Annotated in this window: 13 protein-coding genes and 3 tRNA genes (1 of these 16 only partly in view); 7 read left to right on the top strand and 9 right to left on the bottom strand. The window is 46.6% G+C overall.

Going from position 1 to position 15,870, the window contains the following annotated elements:
- The 3 genes from HMPREF3052_RS11900 to HMPREF3052_RS04465 form a co-directional block, all read left to right on the top strand.
- Positions 1–72 (top strand) — tRNA-Leu (locus HMPREF3052_RS11900) (it extends 130 nt beyond the left edge of the window).
- A gap of 38 nt (positions 73–110) precedes the next feature.
- Positions 111–197 (top strand) — tRNA-Leu (locus tag HMPREF3052_RS04460).
- Positions 198–260: 63 nt separating this feature from the next.
- Positions 261–351: transfer RNA gene (locus tag HMPREF3052_RS04465), tRNA-Ser, on the top strand.
- A gap of 179 nt (positions 352–530) precedes the next feature.
- On the opposite strand, the gene HMPREF3052_RS04470 is transcribed toward HMPREF3052_RS04465, so the two are convergent.
- The 5 genes from HMPREF3052_RS04470 to dnaQ form a co-directional block, all read right to left on the bottom strand.
- Positions 531–1,268: a thermonuclease family protein gene (locus HMPREF3052_RS04470; protein WP_070748771.1), complete on the bottom strand. Its 738-nt coding sequence runs from the start codon at positions 1,266–1,268 to the stop codon at positions 531–533.
- Positions 1,269–1,341: 73 nt separating this feature from the next.
- Positions 1,342–2,013: a ribose-5-phosphate isomerase RpiA gene (rpiA, locus tag HMPREF3052_RS04475; protein WP_003679072.1), complete on the bottom strand. Its 672-nt coding sequence runs from the start codon at positions 2,011–2,013 to the stop codon at positions 1,342–1,344.
- A 43-nt stretch (positions 2,014–2,056) separates the two neighbouring features.
- Positions 2,057–2,536 carry a 2-C-methyl-D-erythritol 2,4-cyclodiphosphate synthase gene (gene ispF, locus HMPREF3052_RS04480; protein ID WP_049352371.1) on the bottom strand — a complete coding sequence of 160 codons (480 nt, stop codon included), beginning with the start codon at positions 2,534–2,536 and terminating at the stop codon, positions 2,057–2,059.
- Positions 2,537–2,568: 32 nt separating this feature from the next.
- Positions 2,569–3,255, bottom strand: a complete 687-nt coding sequence (gene ispD / locus HMPREF3052_RS04485) for a 2-C-methyl-D-erythritol 4-phosphate cytidylyltransferase (RefSeq protein ID WP_070748773.1) — start codon at positions 3,253–3,255, stop codon at positions 2,569–2,571.
- On the bottom strand, positions 3,252–3,989 hold the full coding sequence (gene dnaQ / locus HMPREF3052_RS04490; protein ID WP_070748775.1) for a DNA polymerase III subunit epsilon: 738 nt from the start codon (positions 3,987–3,989) through the stop codon (positions 3,252–3,254). Before dnaQ ends, ispD begins: the two co-directional genes overlap by 4 nt.
- 341 nt (positions 3,990–4,330) lie before the next feature.
- Here dnaQ and HMPREF3052_RS04495 point away from each other — a divergent pair, with 341 nt between their 5' ends.
- The 3 genes from HMPREF3052_RS04495 (at position 4,331) to HMPREF3052_RS04505 (ending at position 7,782) form a co-directional block, all read left to right on the top strand.
- Positions 4,331–4,807, top strand: a complete 477-nt coding sequence (locus HMPREF3052_RS04495; protein ID WP_003683363.1) for an NGO0322 family iron-responsive protein — start codon at positions 4,331–4,333, stop codon at positions 4,805–4,807.
- Between the two features lie 146 nt (positions 4,808–4,953).
- Positions 4,954–5,637 carry a 16S rRNA pseudouridine(516) synthase gene (locus HMPREF3052_RS04500; protein WP_070748777.1) on the top strand — a complete coding sequence of 228 codons (684 nt, stop codon included), beginning with the start codon at positions 4,954–4,956 and terminating at the stop codon, positions 5,635–5,637.
- A 780-nt stretch (positions 5,638–6,417) separates the two neighbouring features.
- Positions 6,418–7,782, top strand: a complete 1,365-nt coding sequence (locus HMPREF3052_RS04505; RefSeq protein WP_070748779.1) for a sodium-dependent transporter — start codon at positions 6,418–6,420, stop codon at positions 7,780–7,782.
- A 60-nt stretch (positions 7,783–7,842) separates the two neighbouring features.
- Here HMPREF3052_RS04505 and dld read toward each other — a convergent pair whose 3' ends face one another.
- The 4 genes from dld to HMPREF3052_RS12040 all read right to left on the bottom strand — a co-directional run bounded on the left by dld (position 7,843) and on the right by HMPREF3052_RS12040 (position 14,428).
- Positions 7,843–9,534 (bottom strand): D-lactate dehydrogenase, encoded by a 1,692-nt coding sequence (gene dld, locus HMPREF3052_RS04510; protein WP_070748781.1) that lies wholly within the window; start codon positions 9,532–9,534, stop codon positions 7,843–7,845.
- Positions 9,535–9,699: 165 nt separating this feature from the next.
- Complete coding sequence (gene pnp, locus HMPREF3052_RS04515; RefSeq protein WP_070748783.1) at positions 9,700–11,820, bottom strand: polyribonucleotide nucleotidyltransferase; 2,121 nt, start codon at positions 11,818–11,820, stop codon at positions 9,700–9,702.
- Between the two features lie 236 nt (positions 11,821–12,056).
- Positions 12,057–12,920, bottom strand: coding sequence for a phosphoribosylaminoimidazolesuccinocarboxamide synthase (locus tag HMPREF3052_RS04520; RefSeq protein WP_003683512.1), 864 nt, complete (start codon positions 12,918–12,920; stop codon positions 12,057–12,059).
- 152 nt (positions 12,921–13,072) lie between these two features.
- On the bottom strand, positions 13,073–14,428 hold the full coding sequence (locus HMPREF3052_RS12040) for a calcium-binding protein (protein WP_283126953.1): 1,356 nt from the start codon (positions 14,426–14,428) through the stop codon (positions 13,073–13,075).
- Positions 14,429–14,872: 444 nt separating this feature from the next.
- On the opposite strand from HMPREF3052_RS12040, the gene rfbD reads away from it, so the two are divergent.
- Positions 14,873–15,736: a dTDP-4-dehydrorhamnose reductase gene (gene rfbD / locus HMPREF3052_RS04530; protein WP_070748785.1), complete on the top strand. Its 864-nt coding sequence runs from the start codon at positions 14,873–14,875 to the stop codon at positions 15,734–15,736.
- Positions 15,737–15,870 lie beyond the last annotated feature (134 nt).

A 15,870-nucleotide genomic window follows, 5' to 3' on the forward strand; every position in this document is an offset into this window, starting at 1 on the left:
TTGGTAGACGCGCTAGCTTCAGGTGCTAGTGTCCTCACGGGCGTGGAAGTTCGAGTCTTCTCCTGGGCACCAAATAATTTGGTGCTTCTTTGCTTAAGAAAATTTAAATTGCCCAGGTGGCGGAATTGGTAGACGCGCTAGCTTCAGGTGCTAGTATCCTCACGGGTGTGGAAGTTCGAGTCTTCTCCTGGGCACCACTGATAAATCAATCAGTCAGGTTTTCATATTATTCTGAATAACCAGTCAGGATAATAGTCCACAGAGAGGTGGATGAGTGGTTTAAGTCGCACGCCTGGAAAGCGTGTATACGTGAATAGCGTATCGAGGGTTCGAATCCCTTCCTCTCTGCCAGATACTAAAGACACCAACTAACGGTGTCTTTTTTCATATCTGCCCTTCTTAAAAATATTACATTACACTTTTATTTCTCTTACCCTCTAATCAGAAACCTGCCACACATTCTTATCTTATACTAAACCTTGATGATTAAAGGCCGTCTGAAAGTTTTCAGACGGCCTCTTTCTTAAAACTTACCAAATCCCAAACCATTGTTTATCAGACTGCTTTTTATTGCCGTTCTGCTGCTCGTAGTTTTGACGACGAAATTGCCAAGGTGCTTGCGGATTGTCTTTTTTCCACAAGCCTTTACGCTTTTCCTTGGCTTGTTTTTGTGCGGCCGAATAGTCGGAGTAAGCAGTTTTACTTTGTTGTTTTTGGGCATAACTTTCATAATGCCATGCGGCGCCATCCCGTATCTGCATCAAATTCAAGTCAATCGTGCCGACTGATACTTGGGCAACTTCGCGCTGGTAGCGGTCGGCTTCAAACACGCGGACTTTGGCTTTTTTATTTAGTGCAGCATCAATCAAATTGTCTCGTGATTGCGTACCATAAGCCTGGTTGATTTCCGGCGCATCGATATAGGCCATGCGGATTTTGTGTTTCCTACCGTCGCTATCGATAATGTGCATGGTATCGCCATCATGGATTTTGGTGATTTTTCCGTTGTATGTGTAGGATTGTCGCGATGACTTTTGTTTTTGTTCCGGTTTGGGTTTAGCTTCGGTTTTGGTGTCAGATGTGGCTTTGACAACATTTTCACCCAGCCATTCATTGATCTTTTCCAAACCGATATTGTCGCCTTGCGCCAATGTTGCAGCAATGCTTACCCCAGTACGAATCAACTCAGTATCGCGTGAACTATAACCAAGTGCGCCTAAAACGGATAAAACAACGGGCAACCATTTTATAATTTTACTGATTTGCATATTTTGCCAAATTAAAGGCCGTCTGAAAGACCTGATGCACTTTCAGACGGCCTTTAAGATTGATTAATCTTTATTAATCCTGACAAGGCAGGATGACTTTTGCGCCTTCTGCCGTACCCAAAACCAACACATCGGCGGCATCGCGAGCAAAAATACCGTTTTCGAGTACGCCGGTGATTTTATTGATTTCGTCTTCCATTTTTAGGGCTTGGTCGATATTGAGGCCGTGAACATCAACGATTTGGTTGCCATAGAAAGTAGTATAGCCGACACGCAACTCAGGCTGCCCGCCCATGGCAAGCAGTTTGCGCGACACCAGCGAACGGGCATTTTCAACCACTTCTACCGGCAATGGGAATTTACCCAAACGGGAAACATATTTGCTTTCATCGGCGATACAAACAAATTTATCGGATGCGCTGGCCACGATTTTTTCATTCAAATGCGCACCGCCGCCGCCTTTAATCATTTGCAGCGCGTGGTTGACTTCGTCAGCGCCATCAACATAAACCGCCAAACCCATCACTTCATTCAGTGAAACTTCTGGAATCTCGTATTTCGCCAAAAGCTCGCTGGATTTTTTAGAAGTAGACACGGCACCCTTGATTTTCTTACCGCTTTTACCCAAAGCTTCGATAAAGAAGTTGATGGTAGAGCCGGTACCGATACCGATGTATTCGTTTTCAGGAACAAATTCCACCGCTTTTTCGGCGGCAATACGTTTGAGTTCGTCTTGAGTTGCCATGTTGTCAGTCTTTCAGTTTGAATAATAAAGTAATTTTAAGCTCTTAGGCCTTAATCAGCAATACTGCCGCTTGCGCTTCAATGGCTTCCATACGTCCCAGATAGCCAAGTTTTTCGTTGGTTTTACCCTTGATGTTCACGCAGCTTTCAGGCAAACCCAAATCTGCGGCAATATTGGCGCGCATTGCCGGAATGTGTGGCGCAAGTTTTGGCTTTTGCGCAATCACGGTCGTATCGACATTAACCACCTTCCAACCCAACTCCTGCACGCTTTGATAAGCCTTGCGCAACAGCACACGGCTGTCTGCATCTTTGAATTCGGCTGCGGTATCAGGAAAATGACTGCCGATATCGCCCAAACCGGCTGCCCCCAACAGGGCATCGGTAATCGCATGCAAAAGCACATCGGCATCTGAATGACCCAGCAAGCCTTTTTCAAACGGAATGTTGACGCCGCCGAGTATCAAATCTCGACCTTCGACCAACTGATGGACATCGTAGCCCTGTCCGACACGGATATTCATGTTTGTTTCCTTAAATAATGGGTTTTGATTGTTCAGACGGCCTTGAGCAACAATCTGACAATGTATTCGTCTTGCGGCAGCGTCAATTTCAAATTGCGCGTATCGCCCTGCACCAAGCGCGGCCGGATACCCAGTTTTTCAATCGCTGATGCTTCATCCGTAATCTCACTTAAATCATCAACCGATAAAGCACGGTGTAACAAGGCCGTCTGAAAAAGCTGCGGCGTTTGCGCCTGCCATAATCCTGCGCGCGCAACGGTTTCATCAATATGATGATTGCCGTCTGAGCGCTTGAGCGTATCGGCCACCGGTATGGCCAAAATACCGCCTTCATCATTCTCACCCGCCTCATCAAGCAAACGTGTTAACGCTTCAGCAGGCAGACAACAGCGCGCGGCATCATGAACCAAAATATTGTCTTGTGCCTCGGCCAAACCTTGCTCCAATAAAACGGACACACCATTGCGTACCGTTTCGGCACGACTTGCGCCGCCTACTCGAAAAATGCGTACTTTCTCAGACAGGGCCGTCTGAAAAACCGAATCTTCCGGCGAAAGAATAACGGCAATTAAATCTATGCGGGGGTGTTGCTCAAAAATTTCTATGGTATGTTGCAATACGGTTTTACCATTGATTTCAACATATTGTTTGGGTTTGCCTGCGCCAAATCGCGCTCCCACACCGGCAGCAGGAATCAAAGCAATATTGCGGCGCATCATGCTGACGCTCCGGCATTGGCCTCATCAGAAGTTTCGGCCTTTCGCCATACACACGCTTCGCCCAAATCGTCCAAATATTTCTCATGGGCAGCCAGCTCGTCTGCGTTGGCTTTGATGACTTTCAACTGCGACGTACGTTTGGTTTCCGCAATAACGGTTTGTTTGACTTCGCCCTCTTCTTCCGCCTCGCCGCCCATCAGGTCGAACTGCTGACGCGTCATGGCAAGATAGACTTCACCCAAAAGCTCGCAGTCGATTAACGCGCCGTGCAAGACACGTTTGCTGCGGTCAACGGAAAAGCGGTTACACAACGCATCCAAGCTTGCCTTTTGCCCCGGAAACATTTCACGCGCCATGGCCAGCGTATCGGTCACTTTGCAACCGAGTTCCTCAATAGAAGGCAAACCCATGCGGCGGAATTCCATATTCAGGAAGCCGACGTCAAACTTGGCATTATGGATAATCAGCTCTGCGCCACGGATAAAGTCGGCAATCTGTTTACCCACTTGAGCAAACGGCGGTGCATTCTTCGCTTCCAATACTTCAATCGTCAAACCATGCACCTTCGCCGCCTCCTCCGGCATATCGCGCTCGGGGTGGACATATAAATGCAGGTTGGAGTCGGTCATTTGGCGGTTTATCATTTCCAAGCCGGCAAATTCGACCAGACGGTCGCCGTTTTCAGGATAAAGACCCGTGGTCTCCGTATCGAGGATAATCTGACGTTGGCTCATAGTTGGTGGTTTCTGCAATTATCAAAACGCCTTGAATCATACTGAAGGCCGTCTGAAATGTATAGTCAGCAAAACTTTAGCTGCTTTTGAAATACCCTTTTATAGCTGGATTTTTTCAGACGGCCTTTATTCTTTTTTCATCCAATGACCATCTATTACGATATTTTTGAGTATAAAACCCAATTTCTAGAAAATTTTTAAAATTTAATTTCCTTAATAATTAATACTTTACTTATAAATTAAATAATAGGAACAATTATCATTTGCAAATTTAAAAAATCGCCGTATAATACAACCCATCGAGACAAAACAACCGTACAACAGAATGAAAGGAGAAGAAAATGCCCGAAAGTATTTTTAAGCAAGTCTCCCTTGACATTCTGAGACTGCACCAACAAGCCATCCGCTCTTTAATCGCTACCAAGTGTTGCGACGAATGTGAAGTACATGACGCAGTATTCATTACTTTAGATGGCCGATATTATGTTTGGCTCCCCTGCATGGGCAAATCGCCCCAATCAGAAACCGGCATCCTGCTGATTGAAGATGAAGACGGCAATACACGCTTGAGCTGGGTCGCCGGCACACGCGAAGTCAAACAAAAAGACAGTCTGTACAACCGCGTTGTTTCCGCCCTGCAAAGAAAAATGCAGCGCACGAAAAACAAATTTATCCAGTCGGCAAATGCTCGATTGCTTGAGCTGACGCCGCAGCAAGGCCGTCTGACGACAAACAGCAAAGATTTCTCGCTTTCACCGCATGACTTGATGAAAGCACTTTATCCGGCAACACATCAAATAGGAGAATTTGCCCTGTAACAGTTTTTGGTAGTGGTTTGTGTTCCTTTTGCGCCCCTTAAAATTTTAAAGGGGCGATTTTTTTGCCCCTACTTTTCAGACGGCCTAAACACCGGTTTTCCAGTACAATAAAGGCCGTCTGAACATTTCCTACTTTTCAACCAACCATGCAACTGCTCAAATACATCCAATCGCAAGGCCTCGGCAGCCGCAAGCAATGCCAATGGCTGATAGACAATGACTGCATTGCCATCAACGGCGAAATTCATAATCGTGCCAAAGACGATATCGACCCGTCTCAAGTGCACACCCTGTCTGTTGACGGCGAAGAAATTGCCGCCGTCCCCATGCCCTATTTCTACATTCTGCTTCATAAGCCTGCAGATTACGAGACTTCGCACAAACCTCAGCAATATCCAAGCATCTTCAGCCTGTTTCCCGACCACATGCGCAATATCGATATGCAGGCAGTCGGCCGCTTGGATGCAGACACAACCGGCATTATTCTGATTACCAACGACGGGCAATTTAACCACCGCGTTACCTCGCCCAAACACAAAGTTCCGAAGCTCTACCGCGTCACTTTGAAACATCCTGCCGACGATACCCTTTGCACCACACTCAAAAACGGCGTCCTCCTGCATGACGATAATGAAACCGTTGCCGCAGCCGAAGCAGTATTGGCCGACCCAACCACATTGATGATGACTATTACCGAGGGTAAATACCATCAGGTCAAACGCATGGTTGCGGCCGCAGGCAACCGTGTCGAGCAGCTCCACCGTGAGGAATTCGGCGACTGGAATGTCGATGATTTAGCCGCCGGAGAATGGAAATTTATCCAAATCTAAAAAAATTCCAAATTTTTTCGATAAATTTTTAAACAATATGGATTTTTTATTTATTTAAAATCAAAAATCTAAACCTTATTATTTTTATTTAACAGAATTTAACACTGTGAAGACTGAACTATTGTATAATTCGCCTGTCTGAGTAACGCTTGCTTCGAAAGAAGTGAGTAAGTGAGTAAGACGTTTTCCCCGTAATGTGTTTGGCCATCTATACTTTCCCCTTAGTATAGATGGTTTTTTTTATCTAAAATTTGGCAACCAAGCGGGCGTACTTTCAGACGGCCCATCTCATCTAAAGAAGCCATCATTGCTAAACCCCGTCTCCACTCATTAACTTGCCATTACTCCTTTTCTCTTTCTCGTCTCTTCCGCATCAATCTGTGCCGTTCCCATTTCAGACAAATCGTTTTATAGAAAGAAAAACTATCAGCGACTATCCAAGCTAAGGTTACAGGATGTTATTAGACAGCCTTAGATAAATACCATCTTTGTTGCCGACATACTTGAAAGCACACCTTGGTGCTATCCAATATCCTCACAACAACCTTTTCCCATATCCTACTTTTCAGACGGCCTTTATCGTTACGGCTCTTTCAATCATTCATATCGCTTCAGCCAAATTCTCTGTTTGCAGGTTTTAATACCAATCAAACCAGATAAATCCACTAAAAATTCTTTACTACATGGTTTTTTTAACTAATTTTCTTTTTAGACTTTAGTCAAGATTCGTTAAATCTTTGCGGTAAAATGTTGTCTTTGTTTTTATACATCTGAGTATTTATGTCTTCCAATCAACCCCGTCAAACCTGGTCCAACCGTTTGACTTACATCCTTACCGTTGCCGGCGCGACTGTCGGCTTTGGCGCAACATGGCGTTTCCCGTATTTGGTCGGTGAAAACGGCGGCGGCGCGTATGTGTTTCTGTTCTGTATTGCCATGCTGGTCATCGGTATTCCGATGATTTTGGTGGAAAACGTCATCGGCCGCCGTAAAGGCGTGAACGCGCTGGATGCGTTTGGCGGCACAATGAATGGCAAACCCGTTGCCAAAGTTTGGAAATTGGTCGGTTGGATGGGCCTGCTCGGCGCATTCGGCATCATGGCCTATTACATGGTGCTCGGCGGCTGGGTGATCAGCTACATCATCAATATCATCGGCGGTAATTTGGACATTTCCAGTCCGGTTTCCGGCGAAGTCACCAAAAGCTTCTTTACCGAACACATCGAAAACAGCCCTTGGGAAATTGCTTTCTACACCTTCCTATTTGTGGTTGTGAACCAATGGATCTTGGTTAAAGGCGTGATCGGCGGTATTGAAAAAGCGGCAAAATACCTGATGCCTTTGCTGTTTTTATTCCTGATTGCGATGGTCGTGCGCAATGTTACCCTGCCGGGCGCCATGGAAGGCATTACCTTCTATCTGAAACCTGACTTCAGCAAAATTACAGCCGAACTGTTCGTCTTCGTTTTGGGCCAAGTATTCTTCGCCTTGAGCTTGGGTTTCGGTGTGATGATTACGTTATCCAGCTATCTGGATAAAAACGAAGATCTGGTTCAGACGGCCGTAATTACCGCGATTACCAACACTTTGATTGCCGTGTTGGCGGGCTTCATGATTTTCCCTTCCCTCTTCAGCTTTGGCGTTGCCCCTAACTCCGGTCCGACGCTGGTGTTCCAAAGCCTGCCGATCGTGTTCTCCAATATGTGGGCTGGTCCCGTGTTTGCAGTGATTTTCTTTTCCCTGCTTCTGATTGCCGCGCTGACCACTTCTCTGACCATTTATGAAGTGTTGATTACGACCATTCAGGAGAAAACCAAAATCCGCCGCGCAGCCGCGATTACCATCGTACTGGCAGGTATTTTTATCTTCGGCAATATCCCTTCCATCTTAAGCTACGGTCCATGGAAAGACATTTCCGTGTTTGGTAAAAACATTTTTGATGCCTTTGACTATATCAGCGGCAACATCCTGTTTATGCTGACCGCGCTCGGCTCTGCCTTGTTTGTCGGCTTCGTGATGAAAGATGAAGCGAAGGACGAATTGCTCTACAAAGGCAACCAGACCACTGTCAATATCTGGTTTGCCTATGTGAAATACCTCGTACCGTTGGTGATTCTGCTGATTTTCATCAGCAACCTGTTCTGATAAGCAAGCATATAAAAAGGCCGTCTGAAAAGTTCAGACGGCCTTTATTTTGACTATGCTTTATTCTGCCCAGTTTTTCTTCTTACTGGTTTTACCGATACCGGGGTTGAAGCTGTTGGTCGGGTCAAGTTTTTTATAGAACTGTTTCAGCTCGGGCTTGGCTTCATACAGATGACCGACATTATGCTCGGCAGGATATTGCGCACCGCGTTGGTCAAGCAGATGGAGCATTTCATGTTCCAAAGCCATACAGTCGTTGCCTTTTTTAATGATGTAGTCCTGATGGAACACATGACACATAAAATGTCCGTAATACAATTTATGGATGATTTTATTGTCAATTTCAGGCGGCAGTGTTTCAAACCAATCACGATCATCACGGCGCAAGGCGATATCGAGTGCAACCAAATCCTCTACTTCATCATCATGTACAGAACGGTAACGGATCGCGGCAGAAGCCACAGCAAAGCGATGCAGCATGGCCGCCTGCGTTTCTTCGGCATTACATTCGAAGAATGCGCCGCCATGGGTTGCAAAATATTCTTTCAAGAAAGCACGCGCTTCTTCTACGCCCTCGCCACCCATTTTTAAAATCAGGTGATGTTCATATTTATCCCGATAGTTGCGCATAGACTTCGGCAAGTGATCGGGCAAAATTTTACTGATCAGTTGCATGAATTTATCAGAGAAGTGTTTTGGTAAGAAACTTATCTTTTTGCTGAATCTATCCACACGGGCTTTCAGATCAAACAGTTTCGGAAGTTGGTGGGTACCGAACGTCTTAATGATATAAAAAGTATCTTTACCATAAACGGCAGCAATATCAAAAGCATGACGATGGATATACTCACCGGAAATAGGCAGGTTTTTAAACTCACTCAAAGCAGCACGACGAATATCGGTCAGCTCATTAATATCATTGGTGCCGATATAGAAAACGGCAGTCTGTTTTTCTTGTGGGAACGTATCCAAGCGTACGGCAAACACCATCAGCTTGCCCGCGCAACCTGATGCTTCGTAGTGACGCGCAGGGTCGGCATTAAAACGGGCGGCAGTCGGTTCATTCACTTGGCGGACATGATCGCAATAAGCATGGTCATGACCCTTGCCGGCATCTTGCGTAATGTCTTTTCGCTGATAATGGAAACCTTGCAAGTTGGTCAAAATTTCTTCAGGAGTTTCGCCCAAATCAATGCCCAAATGGTTGACCAGCTCCAGTTTGCCCTCTTCGTTGATTTGTGCAAACAGAGCCATTTCAGTATAAGCCGGGCCACGCTGTACCAGTGCGCCGCCCGAGTTATTACATACGCCACCCAATACAGATGCGCCGATACAGGACGAGCCGATTACAGAGTGCGGCTCACGGCCTAAAGGTTTCAGCAGCAGCTCCAATTGATTCAGGGTAGAACCGGGTAGACAGACAACTTGTTCGTTATTGTTAATCGGCTGAATGATGTTCAGACGCATGGTATTCACAATCACGATATCGCGGTCGTAATCATTGCCGTCAGGAGTCGAGCCACCGGTCAAACCGGTATTGGCAGCCTGCGTAATCACGATAACATCAGCCTCAACACACGCCTGCAAAATTTGCCACATTTCCAACACCGTACCCGGACGGACAACTGCCAAAGCCTTGCCTTCGCCAAAACGGTAGCCTTGACGGTATTGTTCGGTTTTTGCCGGGTCTGTGATGATGTATTTCTCGCCGACGGTTTGCGTCAGCCGACTGATTAATTGCGTAGCATTCATTGCATACTCCTTGAGAGATTAATATATTTATTAGATTGCAAGCATTGTAGTAATCCATTCAATCAAAGTAAAGGCGAAACCCGTTTTTTAAACTCATCTTTTAAATAAACAAAGGGCCGTCTGAAATTTTCAGACGGCCTTTTGTTTTAAGCTTGAATAATCAGATTATTCGGCGGCTTTCTCTTCGCGTGCAGGTGCTTCCAGCAAAGCTTTGATAGACAGGCGCACGCGGCCGCGATCGTCTACTTCCAATGCTTTTACATTTACGACCTGACCTACTTGCAGGTAGTCGCTGACATTGCGTACGCGCTCGTGGGCGATTTGGCTGATGTGTACCAAACCGTCTTTACCCGGCATCACGCTGACAATCGCGCCAACGTTGTTGTCGAGGATTTTAACCACAGTACCTTCGTACACTTTGCCCACTTCCACTTCGGCAGTGATTTCTTCAATGCGTTTTTTCGCCGCATCGCCTGCTTCTTGAGTAGTCGCAGCGATTGTGATGGTACCGTCTTCAGCGATATTGATTTCAGTACCGGTTTCAGCGGTAATCGAACGAATGGTTTCACCACCTTTACCAATCACATCACGGATTTTGTCTTGGTTGATTTTCATGGTGAACAAGCGTGGCGCGTGTGCAGACAGCTCTTGCGGGCCTGCAACAGCGGCTTTCATCTGATCCAAGATGTGCAAACGTGCTTCTTTGGCTTGAGCCAAAGCGATTTGCATGATTTCTTTGGTAATGCCTTGGATTTTGATATCCATTTGCAACGCGGTCACGCCTTCGGTCGTACCGGCAACTTTAAAGTCCATGTCGCCCAAGTGGTCTTCATCACCCAAGATGTCGGTCAATACGGCAAATTTGTTGTTGTCTAAAATCAGACCCATGGCGATACCGGCAACGTGTGCTTTCAAAGGCACACCGGCAGACAGCAGGCTCAAGCAGCCACCGCAGACGGAAGCCATAGAGGAAGAGCCGTTGGATTCGGTAATTTCAGAAACCACGCGCATGGTGTAGCTGAAATCTTCAGGTTCTGGCAATACGGCCAACAATGCACGTTTAGCCAAACGGCCGTGACCGATTTCACGACGTTTCGGCGCGCCGACGCGACCCACTTCGCCGGTAGAGTATGGCGGGAAGTTGTAGTGCAGCATGAAACGGTCGGTGTATTCTCCGGAGAGCGCATCAATGATTTGCTCGTCGCGTGAAGTACCCAAAGTTGCAACCGCCAAAGCTTGGGTTTCGCCACGGGTAAACAGTGCAGAACCGTGAGTGCGCGGCAATACGCCGGTTTGAATGTTCAACGGACGGACGGTGCGGGTGTCGCGACCGTCAATACGCGGTTGGCCGTCCAAAATTTGGCTGCGGACAACATCGGCTTCCAAGTGTTTGAAAATGCCTTTGATTTCGTTGGCTGCCAAAGTGTCGGTTTCTTCGGTAATCAACGCTTCTTTTACAACATTCCAAGCTTCGTCCAATTTGGCAGAACGCGCTTGTTTTTGACGGATTTTGAACGCTTCTTTAATGGTTTCACCGGCAATTTCTCGTACTTTTGCAACCAATTCTTCATTGGTTTCAGGTGCTTTCCAATCCCAAACTTCCGGGTTGACTTCATCGGCAAACTCATTGATGGCGTTGATGGCCACTTGCATTTGATCGTGACCGTAAACAACCGCACCCAGCATCACTTCTTCAGACAAGATGTCGGCTTCGGATTCCACCATCAACACGGCTTTAGAAGTACCGGCAACAACCAAGTCTAATTGTGATTTAGCCAATTCGGCTTTAGTCGGGTTCAAAACGTACACGCCGTTTACATAACCCACGCGTGCCGCACCAATCGGACCGGCAAACGGTACGCCGCTCAACACCAGCGCGGCAGATGCACCCAACATTGCAGGAATGTCAGAATCGATTTCAGGGTCAACAGACACGACCATCGCTACGATTTGGATGTCGTGGTAGAAACCTTCGGGGAATAAAGGACGAATCGGACGGTCGATCAGACGGCTGGTCAGGATTTCTTTTTCGCTTTGTTTGCCTTCGCGTTTGAAGAAACCGCCGGGGATTTTACCTGCTGCGTAAGTACGCTCGAGGTAATCGACAGTCAGAGGGAAGAAGTCTTGGCCTTCTTTCACTTCTTTGTTGGTAGTAACGGCAACCAAAACAACGGTGTCGCCCATGGATACTTTAACGGCAGCAGCGGCTTGGCGAGCAATTTCGCCGGTTTCCAAAGTAACGGTTTGATTACCGTATTGGAAGGTCTTAACGTGTTTATTGAACATTATTGTTCCTTTCAAAATACCGCACTGCTAAAACACTAATAATGCACACTAAAATCCGAATGTGCATAGTTAGGGTTTCAGACCGTGCGGCAGGTTATAAACAAGCTTTCAGACGGCCTTTAAGGCACTGAAAACAACTCTCGATTATAAAGGCAACCATCCTTAAAATCCAGTATTGATACAATAAAAAGGTCGTCTGAAACATATCTCTTTCAGACGGCCTTCAAACTTAAAAATTAATCCTGAGTCAGTAAAGTCAATGCTTCCTGATATTTTTCGACTGTTTTTTGAATCACATCGGCAGGCACTTTAGGCGCCGGCGCTTTTTTGTTCCAACCGCTTTGCTCCAACCAGTCGCGGACAAATTGTTTGTCAAAAGACGGCGGATTGGTGCCGACTTTATATTGGTCGGCAGGCCAAAAACGGCTGGAGTCAGGCGTCAACACTTCGTCCATCAAAGTCAGCGTACCTTCTTCATCCAAACCAAATTCAAACTTGGTATCGCAAATAATAATACCGCGAGATTTGGCATATTCGGCCGCTTCTGTATAAAGCTGAATCGCTTTGGCGCGTACTTCCGCCGCCAATTCTTTTCCGATAATGCGTTCGCATTCTTCAAAGCTGATGTTTTCATCATGATCGCCAACCTCAGCTTTGGTCGATGGCGTAAAAATCACTTCAGGCAGTTGTTGCGCTTCCTGCATACCTTCAGGCAGTTGAATACCGCAGACAGAGCCTGTCTTTTGATAATCTTTCCAACCGCTGCCTGCCAGATAACCGCGCACAATGGCCTCCACCTTCACCGGAGTGAGTTTTTTAGCCACGACGGCGCGTTTTTCTAAAACTTTGGCTTCGTTTTCAGGCAAAACATCGTAAACGGTATGGCCGGTAAAGTGGTTAGGCATAATATGAGCCAGTTTTTTAAACCAAAAATTGGAAATCTGCGTCAGAATCTCCCCTTTACCCGGAATCGGGTCATCCAAAATCACATCGAATGCAGACAGTCGGTCGGAAGCAACCATCAACATACGTTTATCGTCAATTTCGTACAAATCGCGTACTTTGCCGGAGTAGATTTTTTTCAAGCTGATTTCAGACATTTCGGGTATCTCTTAGATAGACAGAAGAATGCGATATTTTAGCCCAATTTGGAATTTTTCGTCAGATTGTTTACAAAATAAAGGCCGTCTGAAACCTTATATTTTGGTTTCAGACGGCCTTAACCGTTGATTTCAGAGAAGAACCCTGAAAATCACCATCCAGAAACTTGAGTCTGTTCTTGGATGTGGTTCACAGCAGACAAAGAGTAGTAGTCACCGTGGCCGGTTACTTGGTAAGTGCTACCGTCAGCAAATTTGAAGTTTTCAACTTTGTGATTGTTACCGGTGAACCAGTCGTCGATGGTGATGCTGTCAGAACCGACAGAAACAGTCAGGTTGGCACCTGATTTGCTCAGCAATACGTCGGAAGCTGCAATGCCTTTACCGAACAACAGGGTGTCATTACCGCTTTCCTCACGGATAGTGTCGTGACCGTAACCTTTGTCGAAGAAGTAAGTGTCGTTACCGGTACCGCCGATCAGGATGTCGTTGCCGACACCGCCGTCGAGGTAGTCGTTACCGTCTTTACCAACCAGGCAGTCATCGCCGGCCAAACCGTACAGATGGTTGTTGCCGCCGTTACCTTCGATGTTGTTGTTCAAAGAGTTACCGGTACCGTTCAGGTTTTGCATACCTTGCAAAAACAGGTTTTCAACGTTATCGGTCAAGGTGTAGTCGATAACGGTACGAACAGTATCGATACCGCCGTTCAGATTACCGTACTCGATAACTTGGTCGTCGGCATCGTCAACGAAATAAACGTCGTTACCGTCGCCACCGCGCATGATGTCAGCACCGGAACCACCGTTCAGGTAGTCGTTACCGTCACCACCTTGCAGGTAGTCTTTACCTTCTTCACCGTACAGAGAGTCACCGTCGGCATCACCGTAAATGGTGTCATTACCTGCACCGGCGTAGATTACGTCTGCGCCGTTGCCACCGTAGATGATGTCTTCGCCAGCAGTACCATAAATGGTATCTTTAGCATCAGTACCGCGGATAACGTTGGGTCGGATGATATTACCTGGGTTTTTGTCTTCGTGACCGTATGAGTTGTCTTGGTTATGGTCGTCAACACAGCCTTTGCAGTCTGGCTTAGGCTCAGGTTTTGGTTGTGGCTTAGGCTGAGGCTGAGGCTGAGGTTTTGGTTGCGGTTGCGGTTGTGGGTGTGGCTCAGGTTTTGGTTGAGGTGGTCTACGATGAGGTTTTTGTGGTTGCGGTTGCGGTTGTGGGTGTGGCTCAGGGTTTAGTGGACGTGGTATACGCCGAAGTTTTGGTTGTGGTTTGGTGTGCCAAGGGTGGTAAGGTGAACCAGGTACCACATGAACTACTGGCGGCACGCTGCCGGTTCTAGCGGTGCTGCCGGTAGAACCAGAAGATTTTGATGAACCGCAAAAGTGAGCTGGGTCGAACTTCTGCCCTGAAACAGAATAGCAGTAAGGCTTACCTGGGGTCCAGTAAGTCGTACCAGCCTGGGATCCATGATGCCCGCTGTAAGATCTTGCCATAATAATTACTCCCAAAATGGTTAATAAAGATATCGAGCTAGAGGAACAAGCAAATCCGCCCTTGCTCAAATATTATTTTAGTTATATTTTTCAAGATATTTACTGAAAAATATCAAACGGTAGAATTTTCCGACAAAAGGACGGAGTTTTGCCTGTTTTTAAATTCCATTATCCTAGCAACAATAAAAACATCAACATTGATTCACACTCTCTCAAACAGCATAGATCCTTTATCTATCTTGTTGAAAGCTGAACTTTAACTATAGTTATAGTAAGCAAACATAATACCAATAAGTGGTTATTATTGTGGATAGATGATATCGATAATTTGCCCAAATACAGCCGCATCCGCATTTTGTTCTACGTCAATAATGTGAATTTGTCGTATTTACACTATAATGATACGAATACCTATTTAACAGCTATCAGAGGAGATACTCAACCATGCGTACTTTATTGACCGGAGCCAAAGGCCAGCTTGCCCGCTGTCTGCGCGACCGCCTGCCCGAAGATTGGGAACTGATTGCTACCGACTCTACTTCGCTGGACATTACCGATACCGAAGCCGTGCATCACATGATCAAAAACTTCCAACCAGATGCCATCGTTAATGCCGCGGCTTACACTGCCGTCGATAAAGCAGAAGAAAACGCAGAGACTGCTTTTGCCGTCAACGCAACCGCTGTTCACAACCTGGCCGCAGCCGCCCGCGCCGCACACGCGCGCTTTATTCATATTTCCACTGATTATGTATTCGACGGCGAAGGCAAACGCCCTTACCGCGAAACCGACTACACCAATCCGCGCAGCACTTACGGTCAATCCAAAGTTGCAGGCGAGCTTTTGGCTTTAGCCGCGCATCCGGAAAGTACAATCGTCCGTACTTCATGGCTGTTTAGCGAATACGGCAGCAATTTCGTCAAAACCATGTTGCGCCTTGCTAAAGAGCGTGACTCCCTCTCCATCGTTCATGACCAAACCGGCTGCCCGACTTATGCAGGCGACTTGGCTCATGCCATCATCAGTTTATTGCAACAACCCACCTCCCCACGCGGTATCTTCCATTACTGTGGCAATAAATCAGCAACATGGTACGAATTTACCAAAGCCATCTTTCAGACGGCCCACCAATTAGACGACAGCTTCCGCATTCCGGAACTGCACGCAATCACCACCGAACAATACCCCCTGCCCGCTCCGCGTCCGGCATACAGCATTATGGATTGCTCACGCCTAGAGACCAAGTTTGGTATCAAACCGTCCGACTGGCAAAAAGCCTTGCGCGAAATTCTCCGCACAATCGACTGATAAGCTGATCCATCTATATCAAGGCCGTCTGAAAACATATTTTCAGACGGCCTCTTTGTTTCTTTTATATCAAATGCTTTATCTATCCAGTCTGTCATTTGAAAAGTGCTACAATAGCCGTTTATTTTATTTTT

Source organism: Neisseria sp. HMSC056A03 (assembly GCF_001815685.1).
Lineage (GTDB): Bacteria > Pseudomonadota > Gammaproteobacteria > Burkholderiales > Neisseriaceae > Neisseria > Neisseria subflava.